Source organism: Nocardiopsis kunsanensis DSM 44524 (genome assembly GCF_000340965.1).
In the GTDB taxonomy this organism is placed as follows: Bacteria; Actinomycetota; Actinomycetes; order Streptosporangiales; family Streptosporangiaceae; genus Nocardiopsis; species Nocardiopsis kunsanensis.
Genome location: NZ_ANAY01000048.1, coordinates 1 through 13,726, shown reverse-complemented (window position 1 = coordinate 13,726; position 13,726 = coordinate 1). Strand labels below are relative to the sequence as shown.

Genomic DNA, 13,726 nt, shown 5'->3' with positions numbered 1-13,726 from the left:
CGTGCTCCGGGCCTTTTCTGTGTCCGGGGCCTCCCGGGCCGCTCGCCCGCCCTGGTTCCACTAAACCTACTTATTAAGTAGGATTTGTGTGTCCCGGTGAGCAGAACCGACGAAGGACCACCCCAGCATGCGTGTGCCTCCACCCCGATCCCTTGCGGCGACCCTGGCCCTGACCCTGGTCGCCACCGGATGCGGAACGGCCGGCGCCGACGGACCCGAGGGCACCGGCCTCACCCTCGGCTACTTCCCGAACCTCACCCACGCCCCTGCACTCGTGGGCGTGGAGGACGGAACCCTGGAGGCGGCGCTGGGCGAGGACGTCGAGCTGCGGACCCGGATCTTCAACAGCGGCCCCGACGCCGTCAACGCCCTCTTCTCCGGCGAGATCGACGCCGCCCTCCTCGGCCCCAACCCCGCCGTCAACGGCTGGCACCAGTCCGAGGGCCGGGCCCTGCACATCGTCTCCGGCGCCGCGACCCAGGGCACCGGCCTGGTCGTGCGCGAGGACATCGGGACCGTCGACGACCTGCCCGGAACCACCCTGGCCACACCCCAACTCGGCGGTACCCAGGACGTGGCACTGCGCTGGTTCGCCGAGGAACAGGGCTGGGACGTCGACACCGCAGGGGGAGGGGCAATCTCGGTCATGCCGCGCGAGAACCCCGAGACCCTCGACGCCTACCGCAACGGCGACATCGACGGGGCCTGGCTGCCCGAACCCCACCTGAGCACGCTCCTGGCGGAGGAGGACAGCCACCTCCTGGTGCACGAACCCGACCTGTGGCCCGGGACCGGGGGCCAGTACGTGACCACCAACCTCGTAGTGGGCTCGGAGTACCTGCGCCGGCACCCCGACAACGTCCGGAGCCTGCTGCGCGGGCACACCGAGACCGTCGACGGGATCAACGACGACCCCGAACGGGCCGGCGAGACCGCCAACGCCCACCTCGACCGGATCAGCGGAGGCCGACTCGACGGCGCACTCGTCGACGAGGCCATCGACAACACCACCTTCACGGTCGATCCCGCCGCACCCTCACTGCGAGCCGGGGCGGAACGCGCAGCCGCCCTCGACCTGCTCGAGCCCGTCGACCTCAACGGAATCTACGCCCTCGACCCGCTCAACGACGTCCTCGCGGAGCAGGACCGTGAGCCGGTCGACGGGTTGGAAGGGTAGGCCCAGCATGACCACTGTCACCGAGACACCCGTAGGTGTCGGCGCCGTACGCGTGGACGACATGTCCAAGGTCTTCGGCAGCGGCGGGAGCGCCGTCACCGCGATCGACGGCATGAGCATGCACGTCGACCGCGGCGACCTCCTCGCCGTCGTCGGGGCCTCCGGCTGCGGCAAGAGCACCCTGCTCTCCCTCGTGGCCGGCCTGGAAGAACCCACCACCGGCACCGTCGACACGGGCGGCCACAAGATCGCGATGATGTTCCAGGAGGCCGCACTCTTCCCCTGGCTCACCGTCAGCTCCAACATCGAGATCCCCATGCGGGTCAACCGGGTCCCCCGGGCCGAGCGCCGCCGCCGCGTCACCGGACTCCTGGACCTGGTGCACCTGCGGGGCATGGCCGGCAAACGCCCCCACGAACTCTCCGGCGGCATGCGCCAACGCGTGGCCCTGGCCCGTGCCCTGGCCCAGGACGCCGACGTCCTGCTCATGGACGAACCCTTCGGCGCCCTGGACGCCATGACCCGCGACATCCTCCACGACGAGCTGGAACGCATCTGGCGCGAGCGCAACCTGACCATCGTGTTCGTGACCCACAACGTGCGCGAGGCCGTACGCCTGGGCGGCCGTGTCGTACTGCTCTCCAGCCGCCCCGGACGAGTCATCGAGGAGTTCCCCGTCGAGGGCGAACGCCCCCGCCGCATCGACTCCGGCGGCATCGCCGAGCAGGCCGCCAGTATCACCGACAGGCTCCGCGAGGAGGTCTCCCGCCATGCCTGAGACCACGGAACGGACCGGCCGCCACGTCCGAGGGCTGGACGCACTCGAACTGCAGCCCGGCCGCGCCGGGGACGAGAACGGCCCCGCCCGGGTCGCCGCCCGGGTCTGGTCGGCCACCTGGCCCAAGCTCGCCGCGATCACCCTCCTGCTCGTGGCATGGCAGGCCCTCGCCTGGTCGGGATGGCGGTCGGAATACGTCTTCCCCGGCCCCGACCGGGTCCTGCCCACCCTCTTGGCAGAGGTCACCGGCCCCGAATTCTGGACCGCGGTCCAGGTGACCGTGCGGCGGGCCCTGACCGGTTTCGCGCTCGCCCTCGCGGTCGGTGTACTCATCGGCCTGGCGGTGACCCGGTCCCGCGCCCTGCGCAGCGCCATCGGCTCCCTCGTCACCGGACTCCAGACCATGCCCTCCATCGTCTGGTTCCCGTTCGCGATGCTGCTGTACGGCATCACCGAGTCCGCGATCATGTTCGTGATCGTGCTCGGCGCCGCCCCTTCCATCGCCACAGGCCTGACCTCGGGCATCGACCACGTCAGCCCGTCGTTGCTGAGGGCCGGCAGGACCATGGGGCTGCGCGGGCTCCAGCACTACACCCTGCTGATCGTGCCCGCGGCCCTGCCGATGTTCGTCTCCGGCCTCAAACAGGGCTGGGCCTTCGCCTGGCGCTCCCTCATGGCCGGCGAACTGCTGGTCATCATCAACCAGCAGAACTCCATCGGGTGGGCGCTCAGCCAGGCGCGCCAGCTCAACGACGCCGAACGTCTGCTCAGCTACGTCATCGTCGTGCTGCTCATCGGCGTCCTCGTCGACGTGTTCTTCAACTGGGCCGACCGCGCACTGCGTCGGCGCTGGGGCCTCACCCAGGACTAGAGCACCGATGGGGCGGTTCGCAGGCGTGTGGTCCGGGCTGGGTGGTGGGTCGGGGCTCGGGGTGGTGTTCGGGGTTTCCTGTGGTGGCGGGGTGGTGGGCCCGACGCTCCGACGAACACCACCCACCTACCACCGGTCCCTGGGCCGGCCCCTCCTGATGCCGGTCCACCGGACCTCCCCACCTGTCATCGGCTCGACAGGAATCCCGCCGCTGTCCTCGGGCACCGGCACGGCCGGTCCTGCACACGGAAGAGGGGCCGGACGGACCGTGCCGTCCGGCCCCGCCTGCTCAGACCTCAGGAGGAATGCACCAGCGGGGTGTCCACCAGGTGCTCGGCGAGGAACCACGCCTGCAGTTCACCGGTACGGATGACCTCGGAGACGAACAGGTCGTTGGTGCCGTCGTCGTACATCTCCTGGGTGCGCGCCGCGGCGTCGTGAGCGTCCTCCAGGATCGTCTCGTGCGCCTCCAGCAGCCGGGACAGCATCGCCGGTACCTCCTCCACGCCGTTGGGCGGGCGCGGGACGTTGGTGATCTCCGCGGCGTGCCTGGGGTCACCGACCGCCACACCACCCAGGGTCTGCACACGCTCGGCGATGCTGTCGATCAGTTTCGTCTGTTCGTCGGCGTGCTTGTCCATGAGCAGGTGCAGCTGGTAAAAGGTCTGGCCGCGCATGAGCCAGTGGTGCTTCTTGTACATGCTGTGCAGGATCTGGGTGTCTGCGAGCGTCTGGTTCAGTCGCTGGCACGAGTACATCCGCGCGTTGTAGGACAGACCGACCGGGAGCTGGCGGACGGTGCCGAACTCCTGGAGCTCATGTCCGGGCTGGTGGAGCCAGGGCTGGCTGCTGCGGGGCTTGGGCGTCTTCTCGGCTGTACTCACGGGTGCTGTTCCCTCCGAATCCGGTGTGCTGCACGGAGCGCACACGAATGCGCTCCGCCAGCCAGTCTTGAACACGGACCGTTGTCGGCAGAGAAAACCCACCCCATACGGGAGCAAGGCTTTGCGCCGGTTCCTCTGCTCCACGCATCCCGTACGGGCGTACCGCGTCCGGTGTCCGGCACGCGTGCCCGTGCGACACGCCGTGCACAACGCCGCCCGCTGTGCACCGGGGTGAAACCGCCTCCAGGGTAAAAAGCTCATACAGGGACGGCCCGGTCTCCGTCTGCCCAGGGTGTGCTCGTGGCAGTATGCGAGAACGGTGGCACGGGGGTGCCACCCGCAGACGACGTCACAGGCCGACGGGGGGCCACAGATGATGACCATCGTTCCGGATGCGTCGCTGAACAACGGCCTGCGCATGCCACAGATGGGGTTGGGCGTGTGGCAGGTGCCGCAGAGTACCGTCGCCGACACGGTCGCCACCGCACTGGAGGTCGGCTACCGCAGCATCGACACCGCGGCCTCCTACGGGAACGAGGCAGGTGTGGGCGAGGGGCTGCGCCGCTCGGGGCTGGACCGGGAGGAGGTCTTCCTCGCCTCCAAGCTCGCCAACCCCGACCAGGGCTACGACTCCGCCCTACGGGCCTTCGACGCGAGCCTGGAACGCATGGGCCTGGACCACCTCGACCTGTACCTGCTCCACTGGCCACTGCCCCACCAGGACCGGTACGTGTCCTCGTGGCGGGCCTTGGAACGCCTCTACGCCGAGGGGCGGGTACGCGCCATCGGCGTGTGCAACTTCCAGGTCTCCCACCTGGAACGGGTCCTGGACGAGGGCGGCATCGTCCCGATGGTCAACCAGATCGAGCTCCACCCGCTGCTGGTCCAGAACAAACTGCGTGATTTCCACTCACGCCACAACATCGTCACCGAGGCCTGGAGCCCGCTCGGGCAGGGCCACCTGCTCGACGACCCCACCGTCACCGCGATCGCCGAAGGACTCGGCCGCGCGCCCGCACAGGTGCTCCTGCGCTGGCAGATCCAGCTCGGCAACGTGGCCATCCCCAAGTCGGTCACGCCCGAACGCATCAGGTCCAACTTCGACGTGTTCGACTTCGAACTCTCGGCGGAGGACATGCAGGCAGTCAGCGCACTGGACCAGGGCCACCGGTTCGGCCCCGACCCCGACGACTTCGACGGGGACTGACGAGCCTCAGGTGCGCAGTTCGCGCCGTTTGCGGGCGCCGGAGAGCACGGAGTCGATGCCCTGGCGGCGCACGCGGACGGCGTAGACCACGCCCGCGGCGAAGATCGAGACGAGCAGGCCCATGACCGCGATGAGGGCGAGAGCGGACAGCCAGAATGTGAACGACATGGGCTCACCCTACCGGCCGCGTCGGCCCCGTCCCCACCCGGAAGAGCCCGCACGCAGCACACCGACCACGAGGGAGGTCCCTTGGCACAGACACCCCACGAGACCGTCAACCCGCTGACCCTGGCCGAACCCGTCGGCTACAGCCACGCGATCGTGGTCACCCCGGGGCGGACCGTGTTCGTGGGCGGGCAGACCGCACGCCGAACCGACGGTTCCATGACCGGCGACACCCTCGTGCAACAGTTCGACCATGCGCTCGGCAACGTCGTGGAAGCCCTGCGCAACGCAGGCGCGGAACCCGTCCACGTGGTGGACATGCGCATCCACACCACCTCCATCAGTACCTACCGCGCCAACCTGAAGACTCTCGGGCCGGTCTACCGGCGCCACATGGGACGCCACTATCCGGCGATGAGCGCTCTCGGGGTGCACGAACTCCTCGAACGCGGTGCCCTGGTCGAGATCACCTGCACCGCGGTGGTCCCCGACACCCACGACGACGATCCGCTCTCCAACGAACGCGCTCTGGAGATCGAGGTCGAAGAAGGACTGGTCAGCGGCCCCTTCGAGGACCCGAACGAACCGGGGAACGAACGCGCCCGCACCTGAGCGGGGCGCACGGGGACCTACGAGGGGCCGGGCCCCGTGGTCACGGGCCGGCAACAGCAGGACCGCGGGGCCCAGATCGTTGATGGGGGCTGGGGGCCTTGTGTGCCTTGGGGTTGGGTGAGGAGTTTCTTGTGGTGCCGGGGGTGGTGGTTCGTCGGGGTCGGGATTTTAGCCCGGCCGGGCCTTTGCGCAACCCGCTTCGGCGCCCCGCCATGCTCTCTGGTTGGTAGAGAGTGTGGCGGCGTTGTGCGGGGCCGGTGTGGGGCGCCTCGGGGTGTGCGCTCCGACCCTTGATGCCGGGCTTTCCCGACCCGTATCGACGAACCCCCTCACCCCCGGCACCCTGGCAGCCAAAGAAAGGGTGTGCACTGCTATCCCCCTGTGGCGGGCCATTGTGACCAACGGTCCAGGCGTGTGCGCGACCGCTCGCTCCTGCGGAGGGCACCTGCTGGCCCCGCCCGCTCCCGGCGGGGCATCGAGGCCGGGGCCGGCCGGCGTGTGCGCTCCTCCGGAAAGGCCCTGACCTCGCCGACGCTTGCTACCGGAGCCGATCCCGGCCCCTGAGGTCCGGCGGAGCATTGAAGTCTGGGGGCGGCGGGCGTGTGGGCGCTGCCCGGGGCCCGGGTTCCCGGTCTGTGGTGTGGAGGCCGGGGGTGACCGGTGTGCGGGTGGCTGGGCGGGTTTCGGCGCGTAGGTATTGCTGTCGGAACCGGCTTCGGTTGTGGTTCTTGTTGCCAGTGTCGGGTTCGAGGCCCAGGTGGTGCCGGGACGGGTGGTTGTTGGTGCTCTTTTGGGCACCAACACCCGCCTACGGTGCCCACAGGAGCACTGTCAACGGTGGTTTTCGGTCTCCGGGGCCTGTCTGGGGCTGCTGCTCCCCCGGTCCGTGGTCAAAATTGCGGGTTCTGGTGGTCACGGATGGGGGGAGCAGCACGCCACGACCGCACGGCACCGTTCCAGCTCCACCGGCGTGGGAGATTCTCCGAGGCAGGGGTGCGCACACGCGTGCCACCCCGGCTGTAATGCGCTGCCGGGAGCAGTCGGGGCCTGGGGTGGCCGTGCACACGCCGGTTGGCCCTGGCCTCAATGTCCCCGGGAGTGCGCGGGGCCGGACCCGGAAGGGCCGGTCTGTGCCTGTCGCAGGAGCGAGCGGCCGCGCACACGCCTGGACCGTTGGTCCCAATGCCGCGCCCCTGGGGTCAGCAGTTGGGTCCCCGCTTCCTTGGCGGATGAGGGGGTCGGCCGTGGGGTGTTCGGCGGCGAGAGCGCAACAGCCCGGCGTCAAGGGGTGGACCGCACACCCCGAGGCGCCGGGAACAACCCACCACTACCCCCGTAATGAAAGGTGTGTGGGGGTGGCGCCGCGAGGGTTGCGGGGAGCCCCGGCCGGGCTACGCTCGACGCTCCGACGAACACCACCCACCCGTCACCAGTCCATGAACCGTCCCACCCCAGGCCCCGCCCCTCAAAGGTCCCCCGGCCCCAATCCCCATCAATGATCCAGGAGTCAGGGCACCACGGAAGGACCGTGGTCAGAGGTAGCCCAGGTGGGAGAGCTCGACCGCGGCCTTCTCGTGAACGTCCGCGTAGGCGTCCCGGTCCAGGGCCCGGCGCCAGGAACCCACACCCCACTTCCCGTTCTCCGACACCAGGTGCGAGGCCGACACACGCGCACCGGTGAAGGACCGCAGTTTCTTGGCCGTGGCGACCCCGCCGCCGTGGAGGTCCTCGTAGCGCAGGGTCAGCAACTGCTCCGGGCCGATCTCGTTGCGGATCCGCGCCGACATGCGCACGGCCCCGCGCCAGCGCATCGCACACTGTCCGGCGACGGAGGCCTCCCGGAACTCGGCCAGGTCCTCGTCGTCGGCCAGCCCGTAGAAGTGGTTGGGAAACTCCGAGACCGGTTTCATCACACTCGGCTTGTGCCAGGCCAGGCAGATCTCGTCCTCGGCCATCCGGGCGACCACGTCCCGCCCGTCCCGGATCACCTGCACGAACAAGGCGTCGGGGAAGGCCTCGTGCAGCGCACTGGCACAGAAGAGCAGTTCCGGGGTGGCGTCGCCGTAACGGCTCACCCGCCGGCTGTGCTCACACGGTTCCGCCGACACGTTCGCGGGAACACGCTCACCCCGCACCCCTGGGCAGTGCGGGCACGTCAGGGGGGTGAGCTGCCACTCCTCGGCGTAGGCCTCCCGCAGCAGGCTCGCCGTACCGGCCACCTTCTCGGTGGTCAGCGACGGGCGACGCGCCACCGAGTACACGGCGTTGAGCACTCCGGTCGACCCGCCGCCGAGATGGAAGCCGGTGGCGCGGGCCAGGGCACCGGCGATCACGGGAACACCTGAGTGCGGGGCGCCCAGGACGAACACCGGACGTTCCACCTTGGTCCCGTTGACCACGAGGATGTACGAGGGATGCTTCATGATTGTGTCGATTTTTGCACCCTTTGCCCGTGGTGTGTGCATCGGCCACCGATTCGGTGCCGCACAGGGGTGTTACCCGAGCGTACGGGGCCCCCACCCGTGCGACACGGTCCCCGTCCCACCCGGCGACGCAGACGCCCCTCCGTGTCGCTGCCACAATGAGGTCATGGCCTCCACGACCTCCGAATCCGCACCGTTCGCCGACCCCGACGGTTTCGACCGAGCAGCCGAGCTCATGGCAACGGCCGGACGCATCACCGTCCTCACCGGGGCAGGCGTGTCCACCGACTCGGGCATCCCCGACTTCCGCGGCCCCAACGGCCTCTGGACCCAGAACCCCAACGCCCAGGCCTTCTCCGACATCGACACCTACATGGGCGACGTCGACGTGCGCCGCCAGGTGTGGCTGCAGCGCCGCGCCCACCAGGCGTGGGAGGCCGCACCCAACGCCGCACACCGCGCCCTCGCCGCCCTGGACACCACCGGGCGGCTGAACTCCGTCATCACCCAGAACATCGACGGACTCCACCAGAGAGCCGGACTGTCCGACGAGAAGGTCATCGAGGTCCACGGCACGCTGCTGCGGGTCATGTGCATGAACTGCGGCCTACGCACCCCCAGCGCCACGGTGCTGGCACGCCTGGACGAGGAGTCCGACCCGCGGTGCGTGAGCTGCGGCGGCATCCAGAAGTCCGACACGATCTCCTTCGGACAACTCCTGGACCCCGAGGTCATCGAACGCGCCACCACGGCCGCACGCGAGAGCGACCTGTTCCTCGCGGTGGGCACCTCGCTGACCGTGCACCCCGTCGCCGGACTGTGCGACGTCGCGATGATGGCCCGCGCCAACCTCGTCATCGTCAACGCCGAACCCACGCCCTACGACGACTACGCGAGTGTGGTGCTGCGGCAGCCGATCGGAGAGGTCCTGCCCGGGCTGGTGCACCGGGTACCCAAGCGCGGCCACGGAATCTTCCACGGCTTCGAGGACCTCTAGGAATCGGAGGAAGTGCCCCGCATGTGTGCCCTGTACGCCGACGGCGGACCTTCGCGCCCGGTGTCGGGTGAGGGGCTGCGGGCCCCGCCGCTGACCAGTTTGAACAGCCACGCCGGTTCCGGTTGGAGACCGACCACCGCGCGGGCGCCCTCCAGCACGGATTCGAGCTCCTGCGGGTCGTGGCCGTCGGGCACACCGGACAACTGCTCCAGGTAAGCACGCACGTGGTCACGCGAAGGTTCGTAGCGGTCGTCGCCGAGGTGGGCGGCCAGGTCCTCGGTGGCCCGGCGCAGAGCCAGGAGCTCCGCGCGACCCAGCGGACGTGACGGTGTGAGCAGGCGCTGGTAGGCGGTGAGGCGTTCCTGGCGGACCCGGCCGCTTCCGGTGTCGTCGCTGAGCAGAAGACGCAGGAGTTCGTGCGGCTCGCTCCAGAAACGGTCCGATTCCGGATCGGCGTACCTGTTCCCCAGGTCGGGGGAGACATGGCGCAGATAGGGGAGCATGCTCACCACCAGCTGGGCCGCGCTGCCGTTGACCCGCAGGGCAGTGGAACGCAGCACGTGGGAGGTCTGGCCCGGGAAGGGCACGGTGAGCGCGTAGGGATCGACCACCTCGGGCCTGAATCCCAGTTCGCGTTGCAGGTAGAACCCGATCGACTCGCCGACGTTGACCTCGTCGCCCCGTTCGAGCTCGACGGTCATGGTGTAGTCCTCGCCCGCGCCGATCCCCGTGTGCCGCACCCGCAGGGACGCCAGGATCGAGGCCCACTCCGAACCCGGTAGGCGCCGCCACAGGGCGGACGTGGCGTGCCAGGCCTGTTCCGGGGCCTCCTCGTCGCGGTGGAGCCGGGTCAGGTCCACCGGACCGTTCTCGACCAGGACCATGAGCAGCACGAGGTTGCTGGTGTAGTTGCCCTCGCGCTGGGTCATGGGCAGGCGGGTGGGTTCGTAGGCGGTGAAGGACCGGTTGGATGCCGGGAACGGGGCCTCGCGGTAGAGGTCGACGAGCAGGTCGTGGAACTCCGCGCGTACCTCTGTCCGGGCCTGCTCGGCCTCCTGCCCGAAACGCTCGTCCAAGAGCTCGGCCAGGAACTCCACGACCTTCTGGCGCCCCGCGAAACTGGCGAAGGAAGCGTAGGCGTAGAGCTCCCCGTCGTCGATGCGCTGGGCGCTGTGCTTGCGCCGCCGGCGCCGCCGCGAACCCCCGGCGTGTTCGTCGACCAGATCGTCCAACGCCTCGACCACGGTGCGCGCCACCAGGTACTCGCCGAAGGTGGCGTGCAGGAACTCGAAGACGCTCGCGGCGCCGTCGGAACGCTGGGCTCGCGCCTCGTGCACGAAGAAGAACCGGCCGAGCAGCTGGTCGGCAGGGGAGATGCGCCCGTGCAGATCGGTCTCGTGCTCGCTCCGGAACGCTTCGGGCATGAGCACGGCCAGGTCCGAGGCCAGGTTCTCGGCCCGCACGCTCTGGCGCCGCCGGCTGAACATGGCCAGAGCGGCCACCTCGAGGTGGCGCAGCTCCTGGGCCACTGCCTCCTCGAGGGCCTCGTCGTTGAGGGAGGCGTGGTGCTTCTCGACCTCACGCTCGGCGAACCGGGTCAGGAGCCGTTCGTAGAGCTGGCCGTGGGAGAGGCTCTCGGCGGCCTGGCGCAGGGCGTTGCCGTCCGAGTCGTAGATGAGCAGCATCATGAGCAGGAGCGGCTGCTCGGCGAGCTCCCGGTAGCGCAGCAGGAGGTCCGTGGTCAGCGGTTCCAGACCCCGGCGCGTGAGTTCTGCACCGTTGGTGGAGTTCCAGACCTGGAGCATGTGGGCGATCTGGTCCCCGGCGAAGGGGGCCAGGCGGACGGTGGTCGTCCCCTCGGGGAAGCGGGCCCGGTCGGCGACCACCGTGCGGCTGGTGACGATGACGGCGACCGGTTGGCCCATGGACCTCTGGCGCTCCTGGAACTCCTGTACGCGTTCCAGGTAGTCGGAACGGTCCACCCCTGTGGCTTGCAGGAGCTCGTCGAACCCGTCGAGGACGATGACCGGTAGCGCACCGTCGGCGGACTCGGCGAGCTCACGCCACGGGGTGTGCTCGTGCAGTGTGCTCCTGAGCCCGTCCTCGATCTGCACGTGGATCGGGGAGTTGGGCTGGACGTTGCGCAGTTCGACGCGGATCGCGAGGAAATCCGACTCCGGGAGCTGAGCGGCGAGCATCTCGGTGAACTTGGACTTGCCGGCACCGGGGTGGCCCAGGACGACGGTCGGAAACACGGTGGCGTATGGGTGGACCAGATGGGCGGCGAAGAAACCCTGCAGGTCCTGCGGCTCGTGCTGTTGCTTCCACCAGGCCTCGGAGGAGGGCTCCTGGTCCGCGCTGCTGACGGTCACGACTTGGCCCCGAGGGGGGATGTAGCTCTCTCTGAGGGACGGCAGCCGTATCCCTTCGGGCAGATCGTCGGCACGGATGACATCGCGGTCGAGCGTGGAACGGTAGAGGGCGGACAGCTCCCGTCGACGGCTGTCGACCGCCTGCCCCGAACTGATCTCCTCGAGCGCGCCGTTGAGGCCCTGGAGCCCCGTTTCGATCGTCCTGCGCGTACGTTCGTGCTCACCCGCGTGCACCCACATCGCGAACTCCGGCACCTCCGCGGCCAGCCGCAGGTGGTTCTCCTTGTAACGTTCCCGGACGCGGCTGAAGTACGGAGCAGGGAATCTGCCCGCGAACATCTCGAGTGAGGACTCCACCGGGAGGGCCTGTCCTGTTTCCGCCGGGTCGCGGGCGTCGAGCACGGAGGGGACCGAAAAGCCCCGGAGCACGGCGTCGAGCTCTTCCAGGAGAGCGGTCTGGGACTCGTCCTCGCTCAGGGGCGGACCGCCCGGGCGCTCGAGCGACACCAGCGGCCCCCCGTTCTCCGGGTACTCCTCCCAGGCCTGGAGGAAGGACGTGAACAAGACGATCCGGTAGGCGGCCTCGATCCGTTCGCTGCGGGTCATCCGGCTCTCGCCGCGCAGCTTGTCCCCGATGCCCTCCAGCGCCGAGCGGCCCTTCTCCACCAACAGCTCACGGAGCCCGAAGAGACTGGGGACCCCCAACGCCCCCAACCCTCCGTCGGCCAGCTTCTCGGCGAAGTTCAACAACTCCGAGTCGTTCTTGCCGAGAACCTTCAACGCGTCCGCATAGCTGAGCTTCTTGGCCACGGCGACGGGCCGCCTTCCACGGTCGGGGGGAGCTGGAAAGTGCGTGGGGGACGGGGATCGGGGACTGTGGGGACCTTCAGTGTCTCAGGGCAGCTGCCAGTTCACCGGCGCGGCCCCCATTTCCTCCAGCAGCTGGTTGGTGCGGCTGAAGGGCCGGGAACCGAAGAAGCCGTTGCGCGCCGACATCGGGCTCGGGTGCGTGGACTCCACGCACGGCACCCCGGGCATCAGCGGACGCATGTTGCGGGCGTCGCGGCCCCACAGGATGGCCACCAGCGGCTTGTCCCGCCCGGCCAGCGCACGGATCGCCTGATCGGTGACGGTCTCCCAGCCCTTGTTGCGGTGCGAGCCCGGCTTGCCCGGGGCCACCGACAGGACCCTGTTGAGCAGCAGCACCCCCTGCTCCGTCCACGGTGTGAGGTCGCCGTTGGAGGGCATCGGGACACCCAGGTCGTCCTGCATCTCCTTGTAGATGTTGCGCAGGCTCGCCGGCAGCTTCATGTCCGGGGCCACCGAGAAGCTCAGCCCCACCGCGTTGCCGGGGGTGGGGTAGGGGTCCTGGCCCACGATGAGCACCCGTACGTCTTCGAAGGGCTGCTGGAAGGCACGCAGCACGTTCTGGCCCGACGGCAGGTAGGTGCGTCCCTCGGAGACCTCGTGGCGAAGGAAGTCCCCCATGCGGGCGATCTCGGGTGCCACCGGCTCCAACGCCTCGGCCCACCCGTCGTCCATGATCTTGTTCAGGTCCCTTGTCGACATGGCCAGAACACTAGCGGCCGAACAGGGCCGTCACGGCCGTTTCGGGCGACCTGCCGCCCACACCACAGGGGCTCGCCGGGCCCGCTCCGGCCTTCTCACGGTTTCGATGCGCGGCGCAGGGCTTCGCGGTTGAGGCGCAGCTCGTCGAGATAGGTCTGCGCGGCCCGTTGCGGGATCCGGTAGACCGAGCCCACACGCAGAGCGGTCAGCGTTCCTCTGCGGATGAGCCGGTAGACCGTCATCGTGGAGACCCCGAGCAGCGCTGCGGTCTCGGCGGCGGTGAGCATGGGCACGGGCGGGTCCTCACCCCGGTGGTCCTGCCCGTGTGCCTGGCGCATGTGGTCGTTCCCTGTCCGGGCCGTTTCGTGGTCCCCCATGGCCATGAGGTTAGAGCGGTCGGTCCCTGCCGTGGGGCCGACCGCTGAAACCGACCGAGTAAGGGTCCTGGACACGGGTGAAACGGTTGAGCCGAAACCGGGGACCGTGGCTCCGCCCCGGGCTCAGAACCACAGCGCGAGCGGGGGAGGTTCCCGGGTCTGGTGGGGAACCCGTCGGAGCGCGCCTCTGTGCTCTAGTAGTACTTTGTTAACTCGTGTCGGGGGTGCTGCTGTACAAGCGGTTGGTGACAGGTGTGACACACGCCGGTCCAGCACAGCAGCACCCGCTGCAGC

The 13,726-nt window shown here is 69.3% G+C and carries 12 protein-coding genes; 6 read left to right on the top strand and 6 right to left on the bottom strand.

Features of this window, described 5'->3' with window-relative positions:
• The first annotated feature begins 127 nt into the window (after positions 1 to 127).
• Genes D456_RS0122050 through D456_RS0122040 form a run of 3 tightly spaced genes read left to right on the top strand, consistent with a single transcriptional unit; the run spans position 128 to position 2,826 of the window.
• Positions 128 to 1,177, top strand: a complete 1,050-nt coding sequence (locus D456_RS0122050) for an ABC transporter substrate-binding protein (RefSeq protein ID WP_017578349.1) — start codon at positions 128 to 130, stop codon at positions 1,175 to 1,177.
• A gap of 7 nt (positions 1,178 to 1,184) precedes the next feature.
• The gene (locus D456_RS0122045) at positions 1,185 to 1,955 is read left to right on the top strand and encodes an ABC transporter ATP-binding protein (RefSeq protein ID WP_017578348.1); all 771 of its coding nucleotides are present in this window, start codon (positions 1,185 to 1,187) and stop codon (positions 1,953 to 1,955) included.
• Positions 1,948 to 2,826, top strand: coding sequence for an ABC transporter permease (locus D456_RS0122040; protein ID WP_017578347.1), 879 nt, complete (start codon positions 1,948 to 1,950; stop codon positions 2,824 to 2,826). The genes D456_RS0122045 and D456_RS0122040 overlap by 8 nt, the downstream gene beginning before the upstream one ends.
• A gap of 296 nt (positions 2,827 to 3,122) precedes the next feature.
• Here D456_RS0122040 and D456_RS0122035 read toward each other — a convergent pair whose 3' ends face one another.
• The gene (locus tag D456_RS0122035) at positions 3,123 to 3,710 is read right to left on the bottom strand and encodes a Dps family protein (RefSeq protein WP_017578346.1); all 588 of its coding nucleotides are present in this window, start codon (positions 3,708 to 3,710) and stop codon (positions 3,123 to 3,125) included.
• A gap of 373 nt (positions 3,711 to 4,083) precedes the next feature.
• Between D456_RS0122035 and D456_RS0122030 the strand changes: the two genes are divergently transcribed.
• Positions 4,084 to 4,917, top strand: a complete 834-nt coding sequence (locus D456_RS0122030) for an aldo/keto reductase (protein ID WP_017578345.1) — start codon at positions 4,084 to 4,086, stop codon at positions 4,915 to 4,917.
• Positions 4,918 to 4,923: 6 nt separating this feature from the next.
• Here the strand turns inward: D456_RS0122030 and D456_RS27175 are convergent, their stop codons facing one another.
• Complete coding sequence (locus D456_RS27175) at positions 4,924 to 5,085, bottom strand: hypothetical protein (protein ID WP_017578344.1); 162 nt, start codon at positions 5,083 to 5,085, stop codon at positions 4,924 to 4,926.
• A gap of 81 nt (positions 5,086 to 5,166) precedes the next feature.
• On the opposite strand from D456_RS27175, the gene D456_RS0122020 reads away from it, so the two are divergent.
• On the top strand, positions 5,167 to 5,694 hold the full coding sequence (locus D456_RS0122020; protein ID WP_017578343.1) for a RidA family protein: 528 nt from the start codon (positions 5,167 to 5,169) through the stop codon (positions 5,692 to 5,694).
• A 1,532-nt stretch (positions 5,695 to 7,226) separates the two neighbouring features.
• Here the strand turns inward: D456_RS0122020 and D456_RS0122015 are convergent.
• On the bottom strand, positions 7,227 to 8,117 hold the full coding sequence (locus D456_RS0122015; RefSeq protein WP_017578342.1) for a sulfotransferase family protein: 891 nt from the start codon (positions 8,115 to 8,117) through the stop codon (positions 7,227 to 7,229).
• A gap of 166 nt (positions 8,118 to 8,283) precedes the next feature.
• Here D456_RS0122015 and D456_RS0122010 point away from each other — a divergent pair, with 166 nt between their 5' ends.
• Positions 8,284 to 9,114, top strand: coding sequence for an SIR2 family NAD-dependent protein deacylase (locus tag D456_RS0122010; RefSeq protein ID WP_017578341.1), 831 nt, complete (start codon positions 8,284 to 8,286; stop codon positions 9,112 to 9,114).
• On the opposite strand, the gene D456_RS0122005 is transcribed toward D456_RS0122010, so the two are convergent.
• The 3 genes from D456_RS0122005 to D456_RS0121995 all read right to left on the bottom strand — a co-directional run bounded on the left by D456_RS0122005 (position 9,111) and on the right by D456_RS0121995 (position 13,432).
• A complete protein-coding gene (locus D456_RS0122005; RefSeq protein WP_017578340.1) occupies positions 9,111 to 12,296 on the bottom strand; it encodes an NACHT domain-containing protein in 3,186 nt (1,061 codons plus the stop codon). The two genes, D456_RS0122010 and D456_RS0122005, sit on opposite strands and share 4 nt — an antisense overlap.
• 84 nt (positions 12,297 to 12,380) lie before the next feature.
• Positions 12,381 to 13,055, bottom strand: a complete 675-nt coding sequence (locus D456_RS0122000) for a uracil-DNA glycosylase (RefSeq protein WP_026116122.1) — start codon at positions 13,053 to 13,055, stop codon at positions 12,381 to 12,383.
• A gap of 95 nt (positions 13,056 to 13,150) precedes the next feature.
• The gene (locus D456_RS0121995) at positions 13,151 to 13,432 is read right to left on the bottom strand and encodes a helix-turn-helix domain-containing protein (RefSeq protein WP_152442651.1); all 282 of its coding nucleotides are present in this window, start codon (positions 13,430 to 13,432) and stop codon (positions 13,151 to 13,153) included.
• Between the last annotated feature and the right edge of the window lie 294 nt (positions 13,433 to 13,726).

What these genes read in the sequence shown, in the direction of transcription:
- D456_RS0122015 (WP_017578342.1), bottom strand. Translation starts at nt 8,117, where the DNA reads ATGAAGCATCCCTCGTACATCCTCGTGGTCAACGGGACCAAGGTGGAA.
- D456_RS0122000 (WP_026116122.1), bottom strand. Translation starts at nt 13,055, where the DNA reads ATGTCGACAAGGGACCTGAACAAGATCATGGACGACGGGTGGGCCGAG.
- D456_RS0122030 (WP_017578345.1), top strand. Translation starts at nt 4,084, where the DNA reads ATGATGACCATCGTTCCGGATGCGTCGCTGAACAACGGCCTGCGCATG.
- D456_RS0121995 (WP_152442651.1), bottom strand. Translation starts at nt 13,432, where the DNA reads ATGGGGGACCACGAAACGGCCCGGACAGGGAACGACCACATGCGCCAG.
- D456_RS0122045 (WP_017578348.1), top strand. Translation starts at nt 1,185, where the DNA reads ATGACCACTGTCACCGAGACACCCGTAGGTGTCGGCGCCGTACGCGTG.
- D456_RS27175 (WP_017578344.1), bottom strand. Translation starts at nt 5,085, where the DNA reads ATGTCGTTCACATTCTGGCTGTCCGCTCTCGCCCTCATCGCGGTCATG.
- D456_RS0122050 (WP_017578349.1), top strand. Translation starts at nt 128, where the DNA reads ATGCGTGTGCCTCCACCCCGATCCCTTGCGGCGACCCTGGCCCTGACC.
- D456_RS0122010 (WP_017578341.1), top strand. Translation starts at nt 8,284, where the DNA reads ATGGCCTCCACGACCTCCGAATCCGCACCGTTCGCCGACCCCGACGGT.
- D456_RS0122040 (WP_017578347.1), top strand. Translation starts at nt 1,948, where the DNA reads ATGCCTGAGACCACGGAACGGACCGGCCGCCACGTCCGAGGGCTGGAC.